Raw genomic sequence first — 20953 nt, 5'->3', positions numbered from 1 at the left:
GCGGCCTTTCAAACCCGTCTATCCCGACACTCTCTCTGAACTTCTGCACTCCATGCCCACCTACGCCCTGCTGCTGGCCCACGACGACTACCCCAGTTCCACCACCGCATGGCCGGCCCGCCCGGATGCATCGGGCAGCCCCTGCGACGGCTGGGCCGAATGGTTCGACCACACGCCGCTGCTGTTCAGCCTGCTGATGGGCGATGCCCGGCACCTGCCCACGCTGGTGCCTTGCAGCGCCTACGGGGACAACGAAGGCCTGTCCTCCCTGGCCGCCCCCATGGACGGCGTGAAAGCCCGCTGGCAATGGCTGAAGGCCCAGATGGAGCCACTGCCCGCGCATTGGCCTGAGGCCCAGCGCCGGCAATGGCAGGACATCGACCAGGCCATCACCACCAGCACGCGCCGCTGGCTGCTGCTGGACTGCGCCACGCTGTGCCCACATGACTTTGACGAGCCCGTGTACACCGCCTTTTTGCAGGCCCAGCGCGATCAATGCCTGTTGTGGGACTGCAGCACCGCGGGCCTGCCGGAGGCACTGCACAGCCTGCTGCAATCGCCCGCTGCCCAGCTGGGCTGGTGGAGCCCCTCGGTGGTGGCACGCACCGAACCCGTGGAGCGCGACATCTCCGACGACTGGCCCGCCTGGCTCTCCGAGCACTACGAAGAGCGCTACCACGGGGCCTGGGAGGAAGAACTCGAGGCCTACGTGGTGATGCCTAAATTGCACCCGCACACCGGCCAGGCCTGCCAGTCAGAGCAGGAGCGTGAACACTGGCCCGTGGGCCTGGTCACGCCCTACGGCCGCTGGCTGCTGCATCCGGATGCCGGCGCCAACGGCGCGTTTGCCAGCGGCAACTGCATCAACCTGGTCTACCCGCCGGAGCAACCGGGACAGGCCGAGCGCCATGGCATCCAGGACGCCAATGGACTGTGGCTGCTCACCCCAGACCAGGGCTATGCCGAAGCCTGGGCGCTGACACCGCACCTGATCAAGTCGCAAGCGGCCGACGGCAGCGATGCGCTGCTGCGCCTGTCCGATCTGGCGGTGCTGTACAGCGGCCTGAAAGAGATCGAACTCTCCCACGATGACGGGCTCGTTCGTGCACGCCGCAGCGACGACATCATGCTGCTGCTGGACGCCACCGGCCAGCCGCTGTTCGACAGCACCTTCAGCCACGTGCAGAACTTCAACCCCAAGAATGGCCTGGCGGTGGCCTTCCAGCGCCAGCGCCCAGGCGACCGCAGCAGCCCGTTGCTAGCAGGCGTGGTCCACCGCAGCGGCGTGCTGCGCGTGCCCTGCGCCTTTGCCCAGATCGAGCGCGGCTTCAACGATTCGCCCCCCAAGGTCTTCCCCGGCGGCAAACTGCTGGCCTACAGCCCCGAAGACCAGCCCCATGTCTTCAGCACCAAAGGCCAACTGCTGAGCGCACCCGCGCTGTGGTGCCCGCCGCTGGCCCGCGTCGTCCAGAAGAACGCGCTGCTGGCCTGCATGGGCAGCGGCCCTGAAGCGGAGATGGGCTGGTTTTCCTTGAAAGACTTCAGTTTCACGCCCACCGGCGAAACCTGGGGCGAAGTCACCGAGGCCCTGCGCCGCAACCTGGAAGGTGCCACCAACCCCGAAGTGCGCGTCCTGCGCCGCAGCGATCTGGTGGATGCCGAAGACACGGACTGGATGCAGGACGTGGTCCGCATGCTGTGCCTGGGCGATACCGGCGCGGGCGATGCCCTGGCCGAGCGCTGGCGCGACGCGGTCGCCCACCCGGACCCGGACGACTTTGGCTGGGACACCGAGGACCCGGATTTCGACCCCGACACCCTGGAGCTCTACGGCGACGACAACGACCTGACGCTGTACTGGCAGCATCTGCTGGCCATCGCGCCACAGTTTGCCCAACTGGACTGGAAGGATGCCGACGGCCTGGCCGGCAGCCAGTGGCTGCCCGGCACCCGGGATTGGCAGTGGGACCGCGCCACCCAGGGCGATGGCATGCAGGATGGACTGGACAGCCTGGCCCGGCACCTGGGCACGCAGCAGCTGGCCTTGCTGCAGCTGCGCACCGACAGCGACTGCCTGCGCTTTACCGTGGTACGCCAGGACGATGCAGCCCCTTTGCTGGAGCGGCTGTCCCAGGCCGCTGTCGGCGCCTGGGTCCACGAGGAGTGAAGGTGGAGCGGCCCTGCCGGGGGATGCCTGCAGCGGCCGCACCGCCCGCTCCCCCTGTTCCGCGGGCCGCCCAAGCCCGTGCCGCCTCACGCGCCCACCCCGTGGCACCGGCACGGACGCAACACATTCGACGAAACAAAAAATAATTTATCGTCACATCGGCGAATAATTGCATCAAAATGGCAAAAACAGCGTCATGAGCGTTGCCACCCTGTCTGCCCAGTGCCCTTCACCAGATCCGCTGGGTAGAATGAATTTTTCCCGTTTCACTTTGCGGACATGACCACTTCTTCCGTCGCCCTGCGGGGCAGCATTGTTGCCCTTGTCACTCCCATGCATGAGGACGGTAGCGTCGACTACCCCAGCCTGCGCAAACTCATCGACTGGCATGTGGCCGAAGGCACCAACTGCATCGGCGTGGTCGGCACCACAGGCGAATCGCCCACGGTGAGCGTGGAAGAACACTGCGAAATCATCCGCGTGTCCGTGGAACAGGCCGCAGGCCGTGTGCCCGTGATGGCCGGCTGCGGCGCCAACAGCACGCACGAAGCCATCGAGCTGGCCCGTTACGCCAAGAAGGTCGGCGCCGACAGCCAGCTGCAGGTCGTGCCCTACTACAACAAGCCCACGCAAGAAGGCCAGTACCAGCACTTCAAGGCGATTGCCGAAGCCGTGGGCGATCTGCCCATGATGCTCTACAACGTGCCCGGCCGCTCCGTGGCCGATATGCAGCACGACACCGTGCTGCGCCTGGCGCAGATCGACAGCATCTTCGGCATCAAGGAGGCCACCGGCAACATCGAGCGCGCACAGTGGCTGATCCGCGATGTGCCCGAGGATTTTGGCGTGTACTCCGGCGATGACCCCACTGCCGTCGCGTTGATGCTGCTGGGCGGCCACGGCAATGTGTCCGTCACCGCCAACGTGGCCCCGCGCCTGATGAGCGATCTGTGCAAGGCCGCGCTGGCCGGTGATGTCAAGCGCGCCATGGACATCCAGTTCAAGCTGATGCCCCTGCACAAAAACCTGTTTGTGGAAGCCAACCCCATCCCTGTGAAATGGGCTGTTGCACGCATGGGTCTGTGTGGCGCTACCATGCGCCTTCCCATGACACCGCTGTCCGCAAACAACCACGCCGTAGTGGAAACTTCTTTGCGCGACGCGGGTCTGCTCTAATAGCGGTTTGCGCCGGGTGTTGCCCGGCGCTTTCCCATGTCTTGACCCTCAAGGATTTCCTGCGTGAAAAACATCACACGACTGAGCCTGTTGGGCATTGCCGTCGCTCTGTCGGCTTGCTCTGTGCTGGAGAACGACAAGATCGACTATAAGAGTGCCAAAAAGGGCGTGACCCTGGACGTGCCTCCCGATCTGAACCAGCTCTCTCGCGACACACGCTACAACGTGCCCGGCTCCAGCGTCTCGGCCCGCGAGCTGCAGGCCGGCCAGGCCTCGGTGACACCGCCGCTGGAAAAGGCTGCCGCCCTGACCGTGGGTGACGTCACCATCGAGCGTGACGGCAACCAGCGTTGGCTGGTGGTCAACCGCCCTGCCGACAAGATCTGGGATCCGGTGCGCGATTTCTGGCTGGAAAGTGGCTTCAATATGGCCATTGAAAAGCCCGAACTGGGCATTCTGGAAACCGACTGGGCCGAAAACCGCGCCAAGCTGCCCCAGGACGTGATCCGCTCCACCCTGGGCAAGGTGTTCGACTCGCTGTACTCCACCAGCGAACGTGACCGCTTCCGCACCCGCCTGGAACGCCGCGCCGACGGCAAGACCGAAATCTACGTGACGCACCGCGGCATGCAGGAGGTCTACGCCAACCAGCAGAAGGACAGCACCATCTGGCAGCCACGCGCCGCCGATCCCGAGCTGGAAACCGAATTCCTGCGCCGCATCATGGTGCGCCTGGGCAGCACCGAAGAGCAGTCCAAGGCCGTGATCGCCGCGGGCGGCACCAAGCCCACCGTGGCCCAGTCGGCCCGCGTGACCACGCTCAACGGCCAACCCGCTGTGGAAATCGACGAAGCCTTCGACCGCGCCTGGCGCCGTGTCGGTGTGGCCCTGGACCGCACCGGCTTCACCGTGGAAGACCGTGACCGCAGCAAGGGCCTGTACTTCGTGCGCTACGTGCCGGCCAATCCCGACACGGAAGAAAAGAAGAAGGGCTTCTTCGGCAGCCTGTTCGGCTCCAAGGCCGAAGCCAAGCCCGCCAAGTACCAGATCGCCGTGCGCAGCGAAGGCGCCAAGTCGAGCGTGGTGGTGCTGGGCGAAAACGGCCAGCCCGAGAGCGACGTCAATGCCCAGCGCATCGTGCGCGTCATTGCCGACGACCTGCGCTAATCCCCTCGGGATTCCCCGCCCAAAGGCTGCTTCGGCAGCCTTTTTTCATGGCCTTTTCAGCCCGCAGCGCGGACGGGCCCTCTACTGGCACACCGTGCTCCCCTGCGCCCGTAGCGGCGTGGCCCGGGGCAGAAGCATCCACGCGGCCCTGCTGCCGAACCTGTTCAGCCCTGAACCCCTGATCCTGGCGCTTGCGAGATGGCGCTCCCCCTCTGCGCACGACCGCCATGCAGTGCTGCGCCCGGCGCGCACCGCACTCCGTCCAGCCCCCTGCGGTACGGAGCAGCGCGATGCCATCTTCACCTCGGCCCGGTCCTAGTGTGCAACCTCTTATGGCCTAGAGTACCCACACGGAGTCGGCAGCACTAACGCCGTGAACCGCAGGCGCAGAACCCCTGCCCACCTCAGTCGAGGCTTGCTGACCAGCCACACAGGCTTGCAAGCCACGCGGCGGCCATGACGACGAAGCCCTACCCACAAACAAAAAGCCCGCCAGAGGCGGGCTTTTGGGTGCATTCACCACCACGGTTGTCAGGCCTGGGCCCGCAAGGTGGAGGAGGAGTGCAAATTACTTGGCTGCGGGTTCAGCAGCTTGCTTGGCAGCGTCGGCAGCAGCGTCAGCGGCTTGCTTGGCGGCATCAGCAGCAGCGTCAGCGGCGGGAGCAGCAGCGTCAGCAGCAGGAGCGGCGGGAGCAGCAGCGTCAGCGGCAGGAGCGGCAGGAGCTTCAGCAGCAGGAGCGGGAGCTTCCACAGCAGGAGCGGCGGGAGCAGCAGGAGCTTCTTCCTTCTTGCCGCAAGCAGCCAGAGCAGCAGCAGCGATCACGGTAGCCAGAACGAGAGACTTCTTCATGACAATTTCCTCTTGAGGATGAGTTATTCGGTATGCCGCACCGGCTGACCCCCTCCGGGCCCTGTTGGCTGGTGCTACGCACATGCCCGCCAGGGGCACGCATGCACAGGCATGTACCGTCTCAACGCGTGCCACTCGCAGTCGGTTTACAGGGTTTGCATATTTTTTGAAAAAAACTTTGCCTCCCCTGTAAAACCGCTGCCACCCAGTGGCGCACGCTTTGTCAGCCGGCCAGCAACTGCCGCAGCACATAGGGCAGGATGCCGCCGTGGCGGTAGTAATCCACCTCGATGGGGGTGTCGATGCGAAGCTTCACCACCACGGTCTGCTGGCTGCCATCCGCGCGTGTGATCACCAACTTCGCATCACTTTGCGGTGCCAGATTCGCGGCAGGGATGACGTCGATCCACTCGTCCCCCTTCAGCCCCAGCGTCTGCCAGCTGTCATTGCCCTTGAACTGCAGCGGCAGCACGCCCATGCCCACCAGGTTGGAGCGGTGGATGCGCTCGAAGCTGCGCGCGACCACCGCCTTGATGCCCAGCAGCTGCGTGCCCTTGGCCGCCCAGTCGCGGCTGGAGCCGGTACCGTACTCCTCGCCTGCCAGCACCACCGTGGCCCGACCAGCCGACTGCCACTTCATCGCGGCATCGTAGATGGACATTTTTTCGACCTTGCCGTTGTCGTCGCGGTAGAGCGTCACCCCGCCCTCCTCGCGCGAGCCATCGATCGCCGCCGGAATCATCAGGTTCTTGATGCGCACATTCGCAAACGTGCCGCGCATCATCACCTCGTGGTTGCCACGGCGCGAACCATAGCTGTTGAAGTCGGCCTTTTGCACGCCATGGGCCAGCAGCCATTGGCCGGCAGGAGAGCTTTCCTTGATGGAGCCTGCCGGCGAGATGTGGTCGGTGGTGATGGAGTCGCCAAACAAGGCCATGATGCGCGCACCGCGCACGTCGTAGTCGGGAGCCGACGCGCCCCCCGCGGCAACCCCTAGCTCCAGCGTGAAGTCCTGGAAGAAAGGAGGCTCGGCAATGTAGGTGCTTTGCGGCCAGGTGTAGGTGGAGCCGGTCACGCCCTTGATCTTTTCCCACAGCTTGCCGGGCTCGGTCTTCACTTTTTCATAGTTGGCGCGGAAAGCCTTGCCGTTCATGGCGTACTTCAGCAGCGCATGGATCTCCTCGCTGCTGGGCCAGATATCGCCCAGGTAGATGTCCTTGCCGCCCTTGCCCTTGCCCACCGGTTCGGTCATCAGGTCCTTGCGCACCGTGCCGGCAATCGCATAGGCCACCACCAAGGGCGGGCTGGCCAGGAAGTTGGCCTTGATATTGGGGTGGATGCGCGCCTCGAAGTTGCGGTTGCCCGACAGCACGGCCGCGCACACCAGATTGTTGCGGGTGATGGCGTCGTTCAGCTCCGGCGTCAGATCGCCCGCGTTGCCGATGCAGGTCGTGCAGCCATAGCCCGCCAGCGCAAAACCCAGCTTTTCCAGGTAGGGCAGCAGACCGGTTTCGGTCAGGTACTCCGTCACCACACGGGAGCCGGGCGCCAGCGAGGTCTTGATGTGCGGCTTGACCTTGAGCCCGGCCTGCACCGCCTTCTTGGCCAGCAGGCCGGCCGCCAGCAGCACGCTGGGGTTGGAGGTGTTGGTGCAGCTGGTAATGGCGGCAATCAGCACATCGCCGTTGCCGATGCGAAGCACCTTGTCGTCGCTGCCGGGCAGTGCACACACCGCCGTGGTCACGGCATTGTCATGCGTGGTTTCCAGCGTGGGGCGGTTGCCAACCATCTCCACCACGGCACGCGGCGCACCCGGCTTGGGCGGCGGCGCATCGGTGGCCAGCTCTCCTTCACCACAGCCTACGCGGTAGCGCAGCCCCAGCTGATCGGCCGGCTGGTTGAAGCCGTTGGCCGCCACCGAGGCCGTGAACAAGGCATCGAACTTGCCGGCCACATCGCCGATTTCGATACGGTCCTGCGGGCGCTTGGGACCGGCCAGGCTGGGTGCCACCGTGCTCAGGTCCAGGGAGACCACGCGCGAATAGTCGATGTCCCCCGCCCGGGGCACGCCGAACAGCCCCTGGGCGCGGAAATAGGCTTCGAACGCCTCGATCTCGCTTTTCTTACGGCCCGTACCCTGGAAGTAGTCCAGCGTCTTTTCATCCACCGGGAAGAAGCCCATGGTGGCGCCGTATTCCGGCGCCATATTGCCGATGGTGGCGCGGTCCGGCAGCGTCAGGCTGGCCGTGCCTTCGCCAAAGAACTCCACAAACTGGCCCACCACCTTTTCCTTGCGCAACATTTCGGTGACGGTGAGCACCAGATCGGTGGCGGTCACGCCTTCACGCAGCCGCCCCGTGAGCTCGAAGCCCACCACATCGGGCGTCAGAAAGTACACCGGCTGGCCCAGCATGGCGGCCTCGGCTTCGATACCGCCCACGCCCCAACCCACCACGCCAATGCCGTTGATCATGGTGGTGTGGCTGTCCGTGCCCACCAGGGTGTCGGGGTAGTAGACCCCATCGCCCGTGCGGTGCACACCGCGCGCCAGGTATTCCAGATTCACCTGGTGGACGATGCCGAAGCCCGGTGGCACCACGCCAAAGGTGTCAAAGGCCTGCATGCCCCATTTCATGAACTGGTAGCGCTCCTGGTTGCGCTGGAATTCCAGTTTCATGTTCAGGTCCAGCGCCTTGGGGGTGCCGAAATAGTCGACCATGATGGAGTGGTCGACCACCAGATCCACCGGCACCAGAGGCTCGATGGACTTGGGCTTCTTGCCCAGCTGGGCGGCGGTGGAGCGCATGGCCGCCAGATCGGCCAGCAATGGCACGCCGGTGAAATCCTGCAGCACCACCCGCGAGACCACAAAGGGAATCTCATCGGTGCGGACGGCCTGGGGCTTCCACTGCGCCAGCTGGGCCACATGTTCGGACGTGACCTTGTTGCCGTCGCAGTTGCGCAGCACCGATTCCAGCACGATGCGGATGGACACCGGCAGGCGTTGCACGCTGGGGTATTTCTGCGCCAGCGCTGGCAGTGAGAAGAATTTCCCTTCCTTGCCCGAGGCGGTGCGGAAGTTGTGGAGGGTGGAAGCGAATGCGTGTTTCATCGGGGGTTCTCCGTCCATACAAAAGCCATTTCCCCTGCATTCTGCGTCGCACCCTCTGACGCGTCTATCGGACAAAGACCACGCGGCAGGCCATCGGGCACAAAAAAACCCGCCGAAGCGGGTTTTGGGGCAAGGGCCGGCGCATGTCCGGCCTGTGCGCGGTGCATTACACCTTTTCAGCGACTGCCGCGTACTCGGCGATTTCGTTGAAGTTCATGTAGCGGTAGACGGAGGCCTTGTCGGCATCGATCACGCCCATTTCCTTCAGGTACTCTTCCTTCGAAGGCAGCTTGCCCAGGCGCGATGCGATCGCAGCCAGCTCGGCCGAGCCCAGGAACACATTGGTGTTCTTGCCCAGACGGTTGGGGAAGTTGCGGGTCGACGTGGAGATCACGGTAGCGCCTTCGCGCACCTGGGCCTGGTTGCCCATGCACAGCGAGCAGCCCGGCATTTCGGTGCGTGCACCGGCCGTGCCGAATGCGGCGTAGTGGCCTTCCTTGATCAGCTCGCTCTGGTCCATCTTGGTGGGAGGAGCCACCCACAGCTTGACGGGAATGTCGCGCTGGCCGCCCAGCAGCTTGGCTGCGGCGCGGAAGTGACCGATGTTGGTCATGCAGGAACCGATGAAGGCTTCATCGATCTTGGTGCCGGCCACGTCGGACAGGGTCTTGGCGTCATCGGGATCGTTCGGGCAGCAAACAATGGGTTCCTTGATGTCGGCCAGATCGATTTCAATGATGTGGGCGTACTCGGCGTCCTTGTCGGCTTCCAGCAGATCGGGCTTGGCCAGCCAGGCTTCGACCTTCTCGATACGGCGTTGCAGCGTGTTGGCGTCGGCGTAACCGTCGGCGATCATGTTCTTCATCAGAACGATGTTCGAGGTCAGGTATTCCTTGATCGGCTCGGGGTTCAGCTTGATCGTGCAACCTGCGGCAGAACGCTCTGCGGAGGCGTCGGACAGCTCGAACGCTTGCTCGACCTTCAGGTTGGGCAGGCCTTCGATCTCCAGGATACGACCCGAGAATTCGTTGATCTTGCCAGCCTTGGCCACGGTCAGCAGACCTTGCTTGATGGCGTACAGGGGGATCGCATGCACCAGATCACGCAGGGTCACGCCGGGCTGCATTTCGCCCTTGAAGCGCACCAGCACCGACTCAGGCATGTCCAGGGGCATCACGCCGGTTGCCGCACCGAAGGCCACCAGGCCGGAACCTGCCGGGAAGGAGATGCCGATGGGGAAGCGGGTGTGCGAGTCGCCACCGGTGCCGACGGTGTCAGGCAGCAGCAGGCGGTTGAGCCAGCTGTGGATCACGCCGTCACCAGGACGCAGGGCCACGCCACCGCGGTTGCTGATGAACTGGGGCAGTTCGCGGTGGGTCTTCACGTCCACGGGCTTGGGGTACGCGGCGGTGTGGCAGAAGGACTGCATCACCATGTCGGCCGAGAAGCCCAGGCAGGCCAGGTCCTTCAGCTCGTCACGGGTCATGGGGCCGGTGGTGTCTTGCGAGCCCACGGTGGTCATGCGGGGTTCGCAGTAGGTACCGGGACGCACGCCCTGGCCTTCCGGCAGACCCACGGCGCGACCCACCATCTTCTGGGCCAGCGTGAAGCCGGCGTTCGAAGCAGCAGGAGCCTGGGGCAGGCGGAACACCGTGGAGGCGGTCAGGCCCAGGAACTCACGGGCCTTGGCCGTCAGCGAACGGCCGATGATCAGGTTGATACGGCCGCCGGCGCGCACTTCGTCGAACAGCACGTCGCTCTTGAGCTGGAACTCGGCCACCGTGTCGCCGTTCTTGGTGATCTTGCCGTCGTAGGGCAGCACGTCGATCACGTCACCCATTTCCAGCTTGGAAACGTCCACTTCGATCGGCAGCGAGCCCGAGTCTTCCTGCGTATTGAAGAAGATGGGGGCGATCTTGCCGCCCAGCGTCACGCCACCGAAGCGCTTGTTGGGGACAAAGGGAATGTCCTGGCCGGTGGCCCAGACGATGGAATTGGTTGCCGACTTGCGCGAAGAACCGGTACCCACCACGTCGCCGACGTAGGCCACCAGGTTGCCCTTGGCCTTCAGCTCGTCGATGAACTTCATCGGGCCGCGCTTGCCGTCTTCTTCCGGCTTGAACTTCGCGTCAGGACGCGTGTTCTTCAGCATGGCCAGGTAGTGCAGCGGAATGTCGGGGCGGCTCCAGGCGTCCGGAGCGGGCGACAGGTCGTCGGTGTTGGTCTCACCGGGCACCTTGAAGACGGTGACGGTGATCTTCTTTTCCACTTCGGGACGCGAAGTGAACCACTCGGCATCCGCCCAGCTTTGCATCACTTCCTTGGCCTTGGCATTGCCCGCCTTGGCCTTGGTGGCCACGTCGTTGAAGAAGTCGAACATCAGCAGCGTCTTCTTCAGGGCGTCGGCAGCCACACCGGCGACTTCGGCGTCGTCCAGCAGCTCGATCAGGGGGTGGACGTTGTAGCCGCCCACCATGGTGCCCAGCAGCTCGGTGGCCTTGGACTTGGAGATGAGGCCCACCTTCAGGTCACCGTGTGCCACGGCGGCCAGGAAGGAAGCCTTGACCTTGGCCGCATCGTCCACTCCGGGCGGCACGCGGTGGGTCAGCAGATCCAGCAGGAAGGCATCCTCGCCAGCAGGCGGGTTCTTGATCAGCTCGATCAGCTCAGCGACCTGCTTGGCATCCAGAGGCAGCGGGGGGATGCCCAGTGCGGCACGTTCTGCCACATGGTCACGGTAGGCTTTCAACATGGGTTCTCTCTCCAATGGTTTTGTAAGTGGGGTCAGCCTCTTGGCAGCCCACCGCCGGCTTTATTTGCCGGCTGCGGGGTTTTCCAGAAGGCTAGGAGGGGGGTTTCGCTTGATGGCTTCAGCCACCTGGGTTTGCTCGCTGCTCATGCACTCGTCCGCCAGGCGCTGGCCTTGCTTCTGGTTCATGAGCATGGATTTATTGGCGATCTGCAGCCACACGGCGCCAGCCTGCTTGTCTTCCAGGCGCACCACGCCGGTGGATGTGGCCACAGGGGACATGTGGTACTTGAAGCCATTGCCGTCCACGTGGAAGTAACCCGGGTTGTTGCCGTCCTTGGTCACGTTCACGTGCTGGCCCAATTCGCAGCCAATGCGGCCGGTGTGCACACGGTCCGCCAGGCTCAGGGCTTCGGGCGACAGGGCCGAGGCGGCCACAGCCGTGGCGGCACCCGCGCCGGCCGCAGCGGCTACAGCGCCCTTGGTGGCAGCAGGCTTCTTGGCGGTGGTGGTTTTCTTCGCGGTGGAGGCCTTGGCGGCCGGTGCAGCCTTCTTGGCGGCAGCGGGCTTGGCCTGGACGGTGGCAGCAGCGGGCTGTACCAGCATCAGTGCGGGTACGAGGGCGATGACGGAGGCAATGAGGGTTTTCATTTCAGCTCCTGGATTTCCATGTGTTGTTTGCTACGGTTTTAAGATCCGGTAGGGCCAAACCAGTGGCTTGCGGCCACAGGGATGTGCTGCCCTGTCCGGTGTGCACGCTCCAGCAGCTGCCAGTAATACCGGTAGCTGGCGCGGTCGTGCAGCACGCCGTGGTGGCTGATGGGAGCCCAGTCAGCGTTGGCGGCGGCGGCAAGAATATCCGCAGCGAGCGCCACTTCGTCGCTCGCGGGCATGAAAGCCGCCAGAATCGGACGAATTTGCGCCGGGTGGATACTCCAGACCCGGGTATAGCCGAAATCATTGAAAGCTTTTGTTGCAGCCGCCTGCATCACTGCGGGGTTTTTGAACTCGGTGACCACACAGTGCGAAGGCACTTTGCCGTGGGCGTGGCAGGCCGCCGCAATCTCCAGCTTGGCGCGCACCACCAGCGGATGCTGAAACTGCCCTTCCACGCCCATGGCGCTGGAGGGAATGGCGCCCCCATGGGCCGAGACAAAGTCCATCAGCCCGAAGGAAATGCTTTGCACCGCCGGATGGGCGGCAATCTCGAAGGCCCGGTGCACGGCAGCCGGCGATTCGATCAGCACATGCAGCGGTACCTGTTGGTCGGTGGCGCGCTGCAGGGCTTTTTCAGCCAGGAGCACATCCTCCACCGACTCCACCTTGGGCACCATGATGTGGCACAGCCGGTCACCCGCCTCACCGGCAATGATGTCCATGTCCTGCTGAAAGGCCGCATGGTCCACGGCATGCACGCGGGCCGCCACCCGGGCACCGGGCGCCGCATTGCGGGCCAGCCCGGCCACCAGCCTGGCGTGCTGCAGCTCCTGGCCGACCGGGGCGCCATCTTCGCAGTCCAGCGTGACATCGAACACGCAGGCGCCGAACTCCGCCATCATCTCGGCCTGCAGCTGCAGGCTTTTGCGCATGCGCTCTTCCACGCCACTGTAGTGGTCGCACACAGGCAGGCGCTGCGTACCGCCCGCCTGGGCGTCCAGCAAGACCTGCGCGGGGTGGACAGTCGGATTCGTCATGCTTGGCGTTGGGCAACAAGAAACAGGCGCGGGAAGGCCAGCAGGCGCTTGCCGTCCGCGCGCACGGGATAGGCCGCATCCACGCGGCGCTCGTATTCCGTCAGAAATGCGGCTTGCAGCGCCTGGGGCAGGCCTTCCACAAAAGGCTTCAAACCGGTGCCACGCACCCATTGCACGATGGCGGCAGCGGACTCCATGGGGTGCTGGTACACGGTGTGCCACACATCCACGGAGGCGGTCTGCGCGCCGTGCGCAGCCAGTAAATCGTAATAAGCCCCAATGGGCAGAATGTCGGTACGCAACTTGTCTGCATCGCCGATGTACGGGGCAAACTCGGGCAGACGCGCCACTTCGCGCATCAGCCGGTGCGTGGGTTCCTGACGGTTGTCCGGCATCTGGATCGCCAACACGCCACCGGGCGCCAGCAGCGAGAGCAGACGGGGAATCAGGGTTTCATGCAAGCCCACCCACTGCAGGGAGGCATTGGCATAGATCAGGTCCGGTGCAGGAGCGCCTGCCTCCGGTGCCCAGGTGGCGATATCACCCAGGGCAAATTGCGCCTGCGGCAGCTGCGTGCGTGCAGTGGCCAGCATGGCGTCGGAATTGTCGATGCCCAGCGCCTGGGCATCGACAAAGCGCTGCACCAGCAGCTCGGTGGAATTGCCCGGCCCGCAACCCAGGTCCACCACATGGCGAACATGGGCAGGGTCGCTTGGCACCCGCGCCAGCAGCTCGGCCGCAGGACGCGTGCGTTCATTGGCGAAGCGCAGATACAGCGCGGGGTTCCAGTCTTGCATGCCGGTGACTCGCTGGTGGCTTACAGCAGGTGCTTGACGCCGTCTTGCTCGCCTTGCAGCTCAGCCAGGGTCTTGTCGATGCACTCTTGCGAGAAAGCATCGATTTCCAGACCTTCGACGATCTTGTATTCGCCGTTTTCGGTGGTCACGGGGAAACCGAACACCACACCGGCGGGAATACCGTACTGGCCTTGCGAAGGCACGCCCATGGTGACCCATTCGCCGTTGGAGCCCAGGGCCCAGTCACGCATGTGGTCGATGGCGGCGTTGGCAGCCGAAGCAGCCGACGACAGGCCACGGGCAGCGATGATGGCAGCGCCACGCTTGCCCACGGTGGGCAGGAACACGTCCTTGTTCCACACCTGGTCGTTGACCATGTCCTTGACCGACTTGCCGTCCACGGTGGCGAAGCGGTAGTCAGCGTACATGGTGGGCGAGTGGTTGCCCCAGACGGTCAGCTTGCGGATGTCGCCCACCTTGAAACCGGCCTTGGCAGCCAGTTGCGAAGCAGCGCGGTTGTGGTCCAGACGCAGCATGGCGGTGAAGTTCTTGGCCGGCAGATCCGGAGCCGACTTCATGGCGATGTAGGCGTTGGTGTTGGCGGGGTTGCCGACCACCAGCACCTTCACATTGCGCGAAGCCACAGCGTTCAGGGCCTTGCCCTGGGCGGTGAAGATCTGGGCGTTGGCAGCCAGCAGGTCGGCACGTTCCATGCCGGGGCCGCGAGGACGGGCACCGACCAGCAGAGCGTAGTCGGTATCCTTGAAGGCTTCCTTCGGGTCGCTGTGGGCTTCGATGCCGGCCAGCAGAGGGAAGGCGCAGTCTTCCAGCTCCATGATCACGCCCTTCAGAGCGTTTTGAGCCTTTTCGTCGGGGATTTCCAGCAGTTGCAGAATAACGGGTTGATCTTTACCCAGCATTTCGCCAGAGGCGATGCGGAACAACAGGGCGTAACCGATTTGGCCAGCTGCGCCGGTGACGGCGACACGGACGGGCTTCTTGCTCATGTAAGAACTCCAAGTATGGATAAAACAGTTGTCGGCGCAGGAAGCACCAGCATCCATGACCAGCCGCCCATGCTCCGCAAACAGGGCGAAAGTGTACCGCCGATTTGAATCCTTGGTCAATTTGTCTTATGTCTTATATAAGATATGATCGGGGCTTTGTTGCGGACCCGTTCCGCCTGTTTTTCCCGCCCGGAGATTGCTGACCGCTCCCATACCCTGCACCATGGCATCCACCCCGACCACCGCCCCCGAGTTCCCCCACCACAGCGTCTCCAGCTCGGGCGCATCCACTCCCTCCTTCAGCCCGCTGTACCAGCAGATCAAGGGGCTGATCCTGCAAAGCCTGCAGGCTGGCGAGTGGCGTCCCGGCGAGCTGATCCCCAGCGAAATGGAGCTGGCAGCACGCTTCAAGGTGAGCCAGGGCACAGTGCGCAAGGCCATTGACGAGCTGGCCGCCGAAAATCTGGTCATGCGCCGCCAGGGCAAGGGCACGTTTGTGGCCACCCACGCCGCGCAGCAGGTCCAGTATCGCTTTCTGAAGCTGCACCCGGACACCGGCGATCTGCAAAAGGAAGGCCGCGCCCAGCGCAGCATCCTTGAATGCAAGCGCGTGCGCGCCAGCGCCGAAGTGGCCCGCCTGCTGCAACTCAAGAGCGGCGACGCCGTCATCCAGGCCCGCCGCGTGCTCACGCTAAGTGGCACGCCCACCATCGTGGAAGACATCTGGTTGCCCGGTCACGCCTTCAAGGGCCTCAGCGCCGAGCAGATGGGCAGCTACCAGGGCCCGACCTATGCCATGTTCGAGCTGGAGTTCGGCGTGCGCATGGTCCGTGCCGACGAAAAGATCCGCGCCGTGCTGCCCGATGAAGAGCAGGCACAGCTGCTGCAAGTAAGCACTTCCACACCCTTGTTGAGCGTGGAGCGCGTAGCCTATACCTACAACGACACCCCCATGGAGTTACGACGCGGTATCTACCGCACTGACACGCACCACTACCGCAACGAATTGAGCTGATCTGCAGCTTCCGCCTCGGAGATACCGCACAATCCCGGATTCCCAGGCACCCGAAACTGCGGCATTGCAATAGAATTTTGGATCGTTTGCATCCGAGCGATTACAACGCAGTTACATCTCGAAAGCACCCCGCCATGACTGAGTTAGCAAAAAAGCGGCCAGAGTTCCGCAACATCCACGCCCTCCAGGACCTCCCAACCTATCGCTTGCCTCCGGCTGGCTGGGTTTCCATCTTGCACCGCATCAGCGGCCTGCTGATGTTCCTGCTGCTGCCGTTCATCCTCTGGATGTTCGACAAGTCGCTGTCCTCCGAGTTCTCCTTTGAAATCTTCAAGGCGGCCTTCAACGTCGGCATCGGCTTCGTGCCGGGCTGGTTCATCAAGCTGGTCACGCTGGCCATCATCTGGGCTTCGCTGCACCACCTGATCGCCGGTCTGCGCCACCTGTGGATGGACGTGTCGCACTCGGCCGTTTCCAAGGAATTCGGCAAGTCTTCCGCCGTGACCGTGCTGGTCATCAGCATCGCCCTGACCGTGGTCCTGGGTGCCAAGCTGTTCGGCCTGTACTGATCCCACGTTAGAAGGAAAACAACATGTCCGTGAATTACGGCTCCAAGCGCACCGTGGTCGGTGCCCATTACGGTATCCGCGACTGGCTGGTGCAACGCGTCACTGCGGTCCTGATCGTGCTGTTCACCGTGGTCGTGCTGGCCCAGCTGGTGTTCAGCCAAGGCCCCATCGGCTACGACCTGTGGGCCGGCATCTTTGCCGCCCAGTGGATGAAGTTCGTCACCTTCGGCGTGATCATTGCGCTGGCCTGGCACGTCTGGATCGGTGTGCGCGATATCTGGATGGACTACGTCAAGCCCGTGGGCCTGCGCCTGGCGCTGCAGGTTTTCACCATTGTCTGGCTGGTCGGCTGTGCTGGCTGGGGCTTCCAAGTCCTGTGGCGTCTGTGACTTGCGCCCTCCCCTCACGATTGAAGGTTAAGAATGAGCTACTCCAAAGCGAATATCACCAAGCGCAAGTTTGACGTTGTCATCGTCGGTGCCGGCGGCTCCGGTCTGCGCGCTGCCCTGGAACTGTCCCGCGCCGGCCTGTCCGTCGCCTCGCTGTCCAAGGTGTTCCCCACCCGTTCGCACACCGTGGCTGCACAAGGCGGCGTGTCGGCTTCCCTGGGCAATATGTCCGAGGACAACTGGCACTATCACTTCTACGACACCATCAAGGGTTCCGACTGGCTGGGCGACCAGGACGCCATCGAGTTCATGTGCCGCGAAGCACCGAACGTCGTGATCGAGCTGGAACACTTCGGCATGCCGTTCGACCGCAACCCCGACGGCACCATCTACCAGCGTCCCTTCGGCGGCCACACCGCCAACTACGGCGAAAAGCCCGTGCAACGCGCCTGCGCTGCCGCTGACCGTACCGGTCACGCCATGCTGCACACGCTGTACCAGCAGAACGTCAAGTCCAAGACCAACTTCTTCGTGGAGTGGATGGCCCTGGACCTGATCCGCAACCCCCAGGGCGATGTGGTCGGCGTGACCGCCCTCGAACTGGAAACCGGCGACCTGTACGAGCTGCACGCCAAGGCCGTGCTGCTGGCCACCGGCGGTGCCGGCCGTATCTTCCAGGCATCCACCAATGCCTTCATCAACACCGGTGACGGCCTGGGCATGGCCGCGCGCGCTGGCATCCCGCTGCAGGACATGGAATTCTGGCAATTCCACCCCACCGGCGTGGCCGGTGCCGGCGTGCTGCTGACCGAAGGCTGCCGCGGCGAAGGCGCCATCCTGCTGAACAGCGAAGGCGAGCGCTTCATGGAGCGTTACGCTCCCACGCTGAAGGATCTGGCTCCCCGTGACTTCGTGTCGCGTTCGATGGACCAGGAAATCAAGGAAGGTCGCGGCTGCGGTCCCAACAAGGACTACATCCTGATGAAGCTGGACCACCTGGGTGCCGACACCATCCGCAAGCGCCTGCCTTCCGTGGAAGAAATCGGCCACAACTTCGCCAACGTGGACATCACCAAGGAACCCATTCCCGTGGTGCCCACCATCCACTACCAGATGGGTGGCATCCCCACCAACATCAACGGCCAGGTCGTCACCTGGGACGGTCAGCAAAACCAGGTCGTCAACGGTCTGTACGCTGTGGGCGAATGCTCCTGCGTGTCGGTGCACGGCGCCAACCGCCTGGGCACCAACTCGCTGCTGGACCTGCTGGTCTTCGGCAAGTCTGCTGGCAAGCACATCGTCAACTTCGTCAACAACTTCGGCCCCCACCACAGCGTGCCCGCAGACGGTGCTGACCGCACGCTGGAGCGCCTCAACCAGCTGGACAACTCCAAGGACGGCGTCTACGCCCAGGACATCGCTGGCGACATCCGCACCGCGATGCAGACGCATGCCGGCGTGTTCCGCACGCAAAAGAGCATGGACGAAGGCGTGACCAAGATCAACGCCATCCGTGACCAGGTCGGCTCCGTGACCCTGAAGGACAAGTCCAAGGTCTGGAACACCGCCCGCATGGAAGCGCTGGAAGTGGACAACCTGATCGAAGTGGCCCAGGCCACCATGACATCGGCTGCTGCCCGCAAGGAATGCCGTGGTGCACACACCGTGTACGACTACGAGCACCCTGCCGACCACGCCGAGTTCCCGCTGGGCCGCAACGACAAGGAATGGCTCAAGCACACCCTGTGGGACAGCGCCACCAACGGCCTGTCGTACAAGCCCGTGAACCTGAAGCCCCTGACCGTGGACAGCGTGCCTCCCAAGGTCCGCACGTTCTAATCCAGCAGCCCACGAGAGAATCCAAAAATGAAGCGTACTTTCAAAATCTACCGCTACGATCCGGACAAAGACGCCAAGCCCTACATGCAAACCGTGCAAGTGGAGCTGGACGGTCACGAACGCATGCTGCTGGACGCCCTGGTCAAGCTGAAGGCGATGGACCCCTCCATCTCCTTCCGTCGCTCCTGCCGTGAAGGCGTGTGCGGCTCGGACGCCATGAACATCAACGGCAAGAACGGTCTGGCCTGCCTGACGAACATGAACACCCTCAAGGGCGACATCGTTCTGAAGCCCCTGCCCGGCCTGCCGGTCATCCGCGACCTGATCGTGGACATGACCCAGTTCTTCAAGCAGTACCACTCGATCAAGCCGTACCTGCAAAGCGACATCTACACGACGACCAGCAAGGAACGCCTGCAGTCGCCCGAAGAGCGCGAAGAGCTGAACGGTCTGTACGAGTGCATTCTGTGCGCCAGCTGCTCGACCAGCTGCCCCTCGTTCTGGTGGAACCCCGACAAGTTCGTGGGCCCGGCCGGTCTGCTGCAGGCTTACCGCTTCATCGCGGACAGCCGCGACACCGCCACCGGCGAGCGCCTGGACAACCTGGAAGATCCATACCGCCTCTTCCGCTGCCACACCATCATGAACTGCGTGGACGTGTGCCCCAAGCACCTGAACCCCACGAAGGCCATTGGCAAGATCAAGGAACTGATGGTCCGCCGGGCTATCTGATCCATGAACGAGATGGACGCAATCCTCGAAGAACGGGAGCGCGACTTGCTGCGGTGGCGAAGCCGCCGCGGCCTGGTCGAGAACGATCTTTACATCGAGAAGTTTTTTGCCACTTACGGCAGCCAGTTGACGCGGAGACACGCAACTGGTCTGTCTGCCTTGATGGACTTGGCAGACAACGATCTGATGGATCTCTTCCTGCGCCGCAAGGAGCCGGAAGGGGCCTTAGACACCCCTGAAGTTAGAGAAGTGCTACAGATGGTGCGCAAGCCCCTCTGATCTGCACAACTTGCAAAAAAGGCCGGCCCAGATCCGGCCACTCCGAGAAGGAAGTTGGAAATGAAACTCGCTGACAACAAAGCAACGCTGTCTTTCAGCAATGGCGCACCCAGCGTCGAATTGCCGGTCTACCAGGGCAACATCGGCCCGGACGTGATCGACATTCGCAAGCTGTACGGCCAATCGGGCATGTTCACCTATGACCCCGGCTTCCTCTCGACCGCGGCGTGCCAGTCGGCCATCACCTACATCGACGGTGACAAGGGTGAACTGCTGTACCGTGGCTACCCCATCGAACAGCTGGCCAAGAACTGCAACTTCCTGGAAACCTGCTACCTGCTGCTGTACGGAGAGCTGCCCAACGAAACCCAGAAGGCTGACTTCGAGAACCGCGTGACCCAGCACACGATGGTCAACGAACAGATGCAGTTCTTCCTGCGCGGTTTCCGTCGTGACGCACACCCCATGGCTGTGCTGACCGGTCTGGTGGGCGGCATGTCGGCCTTCTACCACGACAGCACCGACATCACCAACCCCGAGCACCGCGAAATCGCTGCGATCCGCCTGATCGCCAAGCTGCCTACGCTGGTCTCCATGGCCTACAAGTACGGCGTGGGCCAGCCCTACATGTACCCGAAGAACGACCTGTCCTACGCAGGCAACTTCATGCGCATGATGTTCGGCAACCCTTGCGAAGAGTACAAGGTCAACCCCGTGGTGGAACGTGCGCTGGACCGCATCTTCATCCTGCACGCTGACCACGAGCAAAACGCTTCGACCTCCACCGTGCGCCTGTGCGGTTCGTCCGGCACCAACCCCTTCGCCGCCATCTCCGCTGGCGTGGCCTGCCTGTGGGGCCCTGCCCACGGCGGCGCCAACGAAGCCTGCCTGAACATGCTGGAACACATCCAGGCCAACGGCGGCATCTCCAAGGTCGGCGAGTTCATGGAACAGGTCAAGGACAAGAACAGCGGCGTGAAGCTGATGGGCTTTGGCCACCGCGTGTACAAGAACTACGACCCCCGCGCCAAGCTGATGCAGGAAACCTGCAACGAAATCCTGCAAGAGCTGGGCCTGGAAAAGGATCCGCTGTTCGCACTGGCCAAGCAGCTGGAAAAGATCGCCCTGGAAGACGACTACTTCGTGCAGCGCAAGCTCTACCCGAACGTGGACTTCTACTCCGGCATCGTGCAACGTGCCATCGGCATCCCCGTCAAGCTGTTCACCGGCATCTTCGCTCTGGCCCGCACCGTGGGCTGGATCGCTCAGCTGAACGAACAGATGGCTGACCCCGAGTACAAGATCGGCCGTCCCCGCCAGCTGTACACCGGTGCTGTCGCCCGCGACGTCAAGCCCATCACCCAGCGTTGATGCATGCGCCGCAAGGCGCATTCCACCGACATGGCAAAAG

At 63.4% G+C, this 20953-nt stretch carries 17 protein-coding genes; 10 read left to right on the top strand and 7 right to left on the bottom strand.

Going from position 1 to position 20953, the window contains the following annotated elements; translation table 11 throughout:
• Positions 1–52 precede the first annotated feature (52 nt).
• From QM470_RS12410 to bamC, 3 genes are all read left to right on the top strand, one after another.
• Positions 53–2167, top strand: coding sequence for a DUF6630 family protein (locus tag QM470_RS12410; RefSeq protein ID WP_283339484.1), 2115 nt, complete (start codon positions 53–55; stop codon positions 2165–2167).
• 279 nt (positions 2168–2446) lie between these two features.
• Positions 2447–3343 carry a 4-hydroxy-tetrahydrodipicolinate synthase gene (gene dapA, locus QM470_RS12405; protein WP_066539171.1) on the top strand — a complete coding sequence of 299 codons (897 nt, stop codon included), beginning with the start codon at positions 2447–2449 and terminating at the stop codon, positions 3341–3343.
• A gap of 63 nt (positions 3344–3406) precedes the next feature.
• On the top strand, positions 3407–4510 hold the full coding sequence (gene bamC, locus QM470_RS12400) for an NlpB/DapX family lipoprotein (RefSeq protein ID WP_283339483.1): 1104 nt from the start codon (positions 3407–3409) through the stop codon (positions 4508–4510).
• A 568-nt stretch (positions 4511–5078) separates the two neighbouring features.
• On the opposite strand, the gene QM470_RS12395 is transcribed toward bamC, so the two are convergent.
• The 7 genes from QM470_RS12395 to QM470_RS12365 form a co-directional block, all read right to left on the bottom strand.
• A complete protein-coding gene (locus QM470_RS12395) occupies positions 5079–5360 on the bottom strand; it encodes a hypothetical protein (RefSeq protein WP_283339482.1) in 282 nt (93 codons plus the stop codon).
• A 223-nt stretch (positions 5361–5583) separates the two neighbouring features.
• Entirely contained in the window at positions 5584–8472 is a 2889-nt protein-coding gene (locus tag QM470_RS12390) for an aconitate hydratase (RefSeq protein WP_283339481.1), read from the bottom strand.
• 166 nt (positions 8473–8638) lie between these two features.
• Positions 8639–11224 carry a bifunctional aconitate hydratase 2/2-methylisocitrate dehydratase gene (gene acnB / locus QM470_RS12385; protein ID WP_280011016.1) on the bottom strand — a complete coding sequence of 862 codons (2586 nt, stop codon included), beginning with the start codon at positions 11222–11224 and terminating at the stop codon, positions 8639–8641.
• Between the two features lie 60 nt (positions 11225–11284).
• Positions 11285–11872 carry a hypothetical protein gene (locus QM470_RS12380; RefSeq protein ID WP_283339480.1) on the bottom strand — a complete coding sequence of 196 codons (588 nt, stop codon included), beginning with the start codon at positions 11870–11872 and terminating at the stop codon, positions 11285–11287.
• Between the two features lie 38 nt (positions 11873–11910).
• On the bottom strand, positions 11911–12915 hold the full coding sequence (locus QM470_RS12375) for an HpcH/HpaI aldolase/citrate lyase family protein (RefSeq protein ID WP_283339479.1): 1005 nt from the start codon (positions 12913–12915) through the stop codon (positions 11911–11913).
• Positions 12912–13712 (bottom strand): trans-aconitate 2-methyltransferase, encoded by an 801-nt coding sequence (tam, locus tag QM470_RS12370; protein WP_283339478.1) that lies wholly within the window; start codon positions 13710–13712, stop codon positions 12912–12914. The genes QM470_RS12375 and tam overlap by 4 nt, the downstream gene beginning before the upstream one ends.
• Before the next feature lie 20 nt (positions 13713–13732).
• Positions 13733–14719, bottom strand: a complete 987-nt coding sequence (locus QM470_RS12365) for a malate dehydrogenase (protein WP_066539187.1) — start codon at positions 14717–14719, stop codon at positions 13733–13735.
• A 223-nt stretch (positions 14720–14942) separates the two neighbouring features.
• Between QM470_RS12365 and QM470_RS12360 the strand changes: the two genes are divergently transcribed.
• From QM470_RS12360 to QM470_RS12330, 7 genes are all read left to right on the top strand, one after another.
• Positions 14943–15734, top strand: coding sequence for a GntR family transcriptional regulator (locus QM470_RS12360; RefSeq protein ID WP_066539189.1), 792 nt, complete (start codon positions 14943–14945; stop codon positions 15732–15734).
• Between the two features lie 134 nt (positions 15735–15868).
• Positions 15869–16303, top strand: a complete 435-nt coding sequence (gene sdhC / locus QM470_RS12355) for a succinate dehydrogenase, cytochrome b556 subunit (protein WP_066539192.1) — start codon at positions 15869–15871, stop codon at positions 16301–16303.
• A gap of 23 nt (positions 16304–16326) precedes the next feature.
• Positions 16327–16692 carry a succinate dehydrogenase, hydrophobic membrane anchor protein gene (sdhD, locus tag QM470_RS12350; RefSeq protein ID WP_066539194.1) on the top strand — a complete coding sequence of 122 codons (366 nt, stop codon included), beginning with the start codon at positions 16327–16329 and terminating at the stop codon, positions 16690–16692.
• A 33-nt stretch (positions 16693–16725) separates the two neighbouring features.
• Positions 16726–18531: a succinate dehydrogenase flavoprotein subunit gene (gene sdhA, locus QM470_RS12345; RefSeq protein ID WP_280011010.1), complete on the top strand. Its 1806-nt coding sequence runs from the start codon at positions 16726–16728 to the stop codon at positions 18529–18531.
• Positions 18532–18558: 27 nt separating this feature from the next.
• The gene (locus tag QM470_RS12340; protein WP_066539199.1) at positions 18559–19263 is read left to right on the top strand and encodes a succinate dehydrogenase iron-sulfur subunit; all 705 of its coding nucleotides are present in this window, start codon (positions 18559–18561) and stop codon (positions 19261–19263) included.
• Positions 19264–19266: 3 nt separating this feature from the next.
• Positions 19267–19542 carry an FAD assembly factor SdhE gene (locus QM470_RS12335; protein WP_066539202.1) on the top strand — a complete coding sequence of 92 codons (276 nt, stop codon included), beginning with the start codon at positions 19267–19269 and terminating at the stop codon, positions 19540–19542.
• Between the two features lie 60 nt (positions 19543–19602).
• Positions 19603–20913: a citrate synthase gene (locus tag QM470_RS12330; RefSeq protein ID WP_283339477.1), complete on the top strand. Its 1311-nt coding sequence runs from the start codon at positions 19603–19605 to the stop codon at positions 20911–20913.
• Positions 20914–20953: the final 40 nt, after the last annotated feature.

The sequence above is a fragment of the Comamonas sp. 17RB genome (assembly GCF_030056555.1).
Lineage (GTDB): Bacteria > Pseudomonadota > Gammaproteobacteria > Burkholderiales > Burkholderiaceae_C > Comamonas > Comamonas terrigena.
Note: the sequence above shows the minus strand (reverse complement) of the source record. Positions and strands in the feature narration are given on the sequence as shown.

Excerpts from the sequence above, each read along its gene's own strand:
- QM470_RS12330 (WP_283339477.1), top strand. The coding sequence starts at position 19,603 with ATGAAACTCGCTGACAACAAAGCAACGCTGTCTTTCAGCAATGGCGCA.
- dapA (WP_066539171.1), top strand. The coding sequence starts at position 2,447 with ATGACCACTTCTTCCGTCGCCCTGCGGGGCAGCATTGTTGCCCTTGTC.
- QM470_RS12395 (WP_283339482.1), bottom strand. The coding sequence starts at position 5,360 with ATGAAGAAGTCTCTCGTTCTGGCTACCGTGATCGCTGCTGCTGCTCTG.
- sdhA (WP_280011010.1), top strand. The coding sequence starts at position 16,726 with ATGAGCTACTCCAAAGCGAATATCACCAAGCGCAAGTTTGACGTTGTC.
- QM470_RS12340 (WP_066539199.1), top strand. The coding sequence starts at position 18,559 with ATGAAGCGTACTTTCAAAATCTACCGCTACGATCCGGACAAAGACGCC.
- QM470_RS12380 (WP_283339480.1), bottom strand. The coding sequence starts at position 11,872 with ATGAAAACCCTCATTGCCTCCGTCATCGCCCTCGTACCCGCACTGATG.
- tam (WP_283339478.1), bottom strand. The coding sequence starts at position 13,712 with ATGCAAGACTGGAACCCCGCGCTGTATCTGCGCTTCGCCAATGAACGC.
- QM470_RS12360 (WP_066539189.1), top strand. The coding sequence starts at position 14,943 with ATGGCATCCACCCCGACCACCGCCCCCGAGTTCCCCCACCACAGCGTC.
- QM470_RS12365 (WP_066539187.1), bottom strand. The coding sequence starts at position 14,719 with ATGAGCAAGAAGCCCGTCCGTGTCGCCGTCACCGGCGCAGCTGGCCAA.
- acnB (WP_280011016.1), bottom strand. The coding sequence starts at position 11,224 with ATGTTGAAAGCCTACCGTGACCATGTGGCAGAACGTGCCGCACTGGGC.
- sdhC (WP_066539192.1), top strand. The coding sequence starts at position 15,869 with ATGACTGAGTTAGCAAAAAAGCGGCCAGAGTTCCGCAACATCCACGCC.
- sdhD (WP_066539194.1), top strand. The coding sequence starts at position 16,327 with ATGTCCGTGAATTACGGCTCCAAGCGCACCGTGGTCGGTGCCCATTAC.
- QM470_RS12375 (WP_283339479.1), bottom strand. The coding sequence starts at position 12,915 with ATGACGAATCCGACTGTCCACCCCGCGCAGGTCTTGCTGGACGCCCAG.
- QM470_RS12390 (WP_283339481.1), bottom strand. The coding sequence starts at position 8,472 with ATGAAACACGCATTCGCTTCCACCCTCCACAACTTCCGCACCGCCTCG.
- QM470_RS12410 (WP_283339484.1), top strand. The coding sequence starts at position 53 with ATGCCCACCTACGCCCTGCTGCTGGCCCACGACGACTACCCCAGTTCC.
- QM470_RS12335 (WP_066539202.1), top strand. The coding sequence starts at position 19,267 with ATGAACGAGATGGACGCAATCCTCGAAGAACGGGAGCGCGACTTGCTG.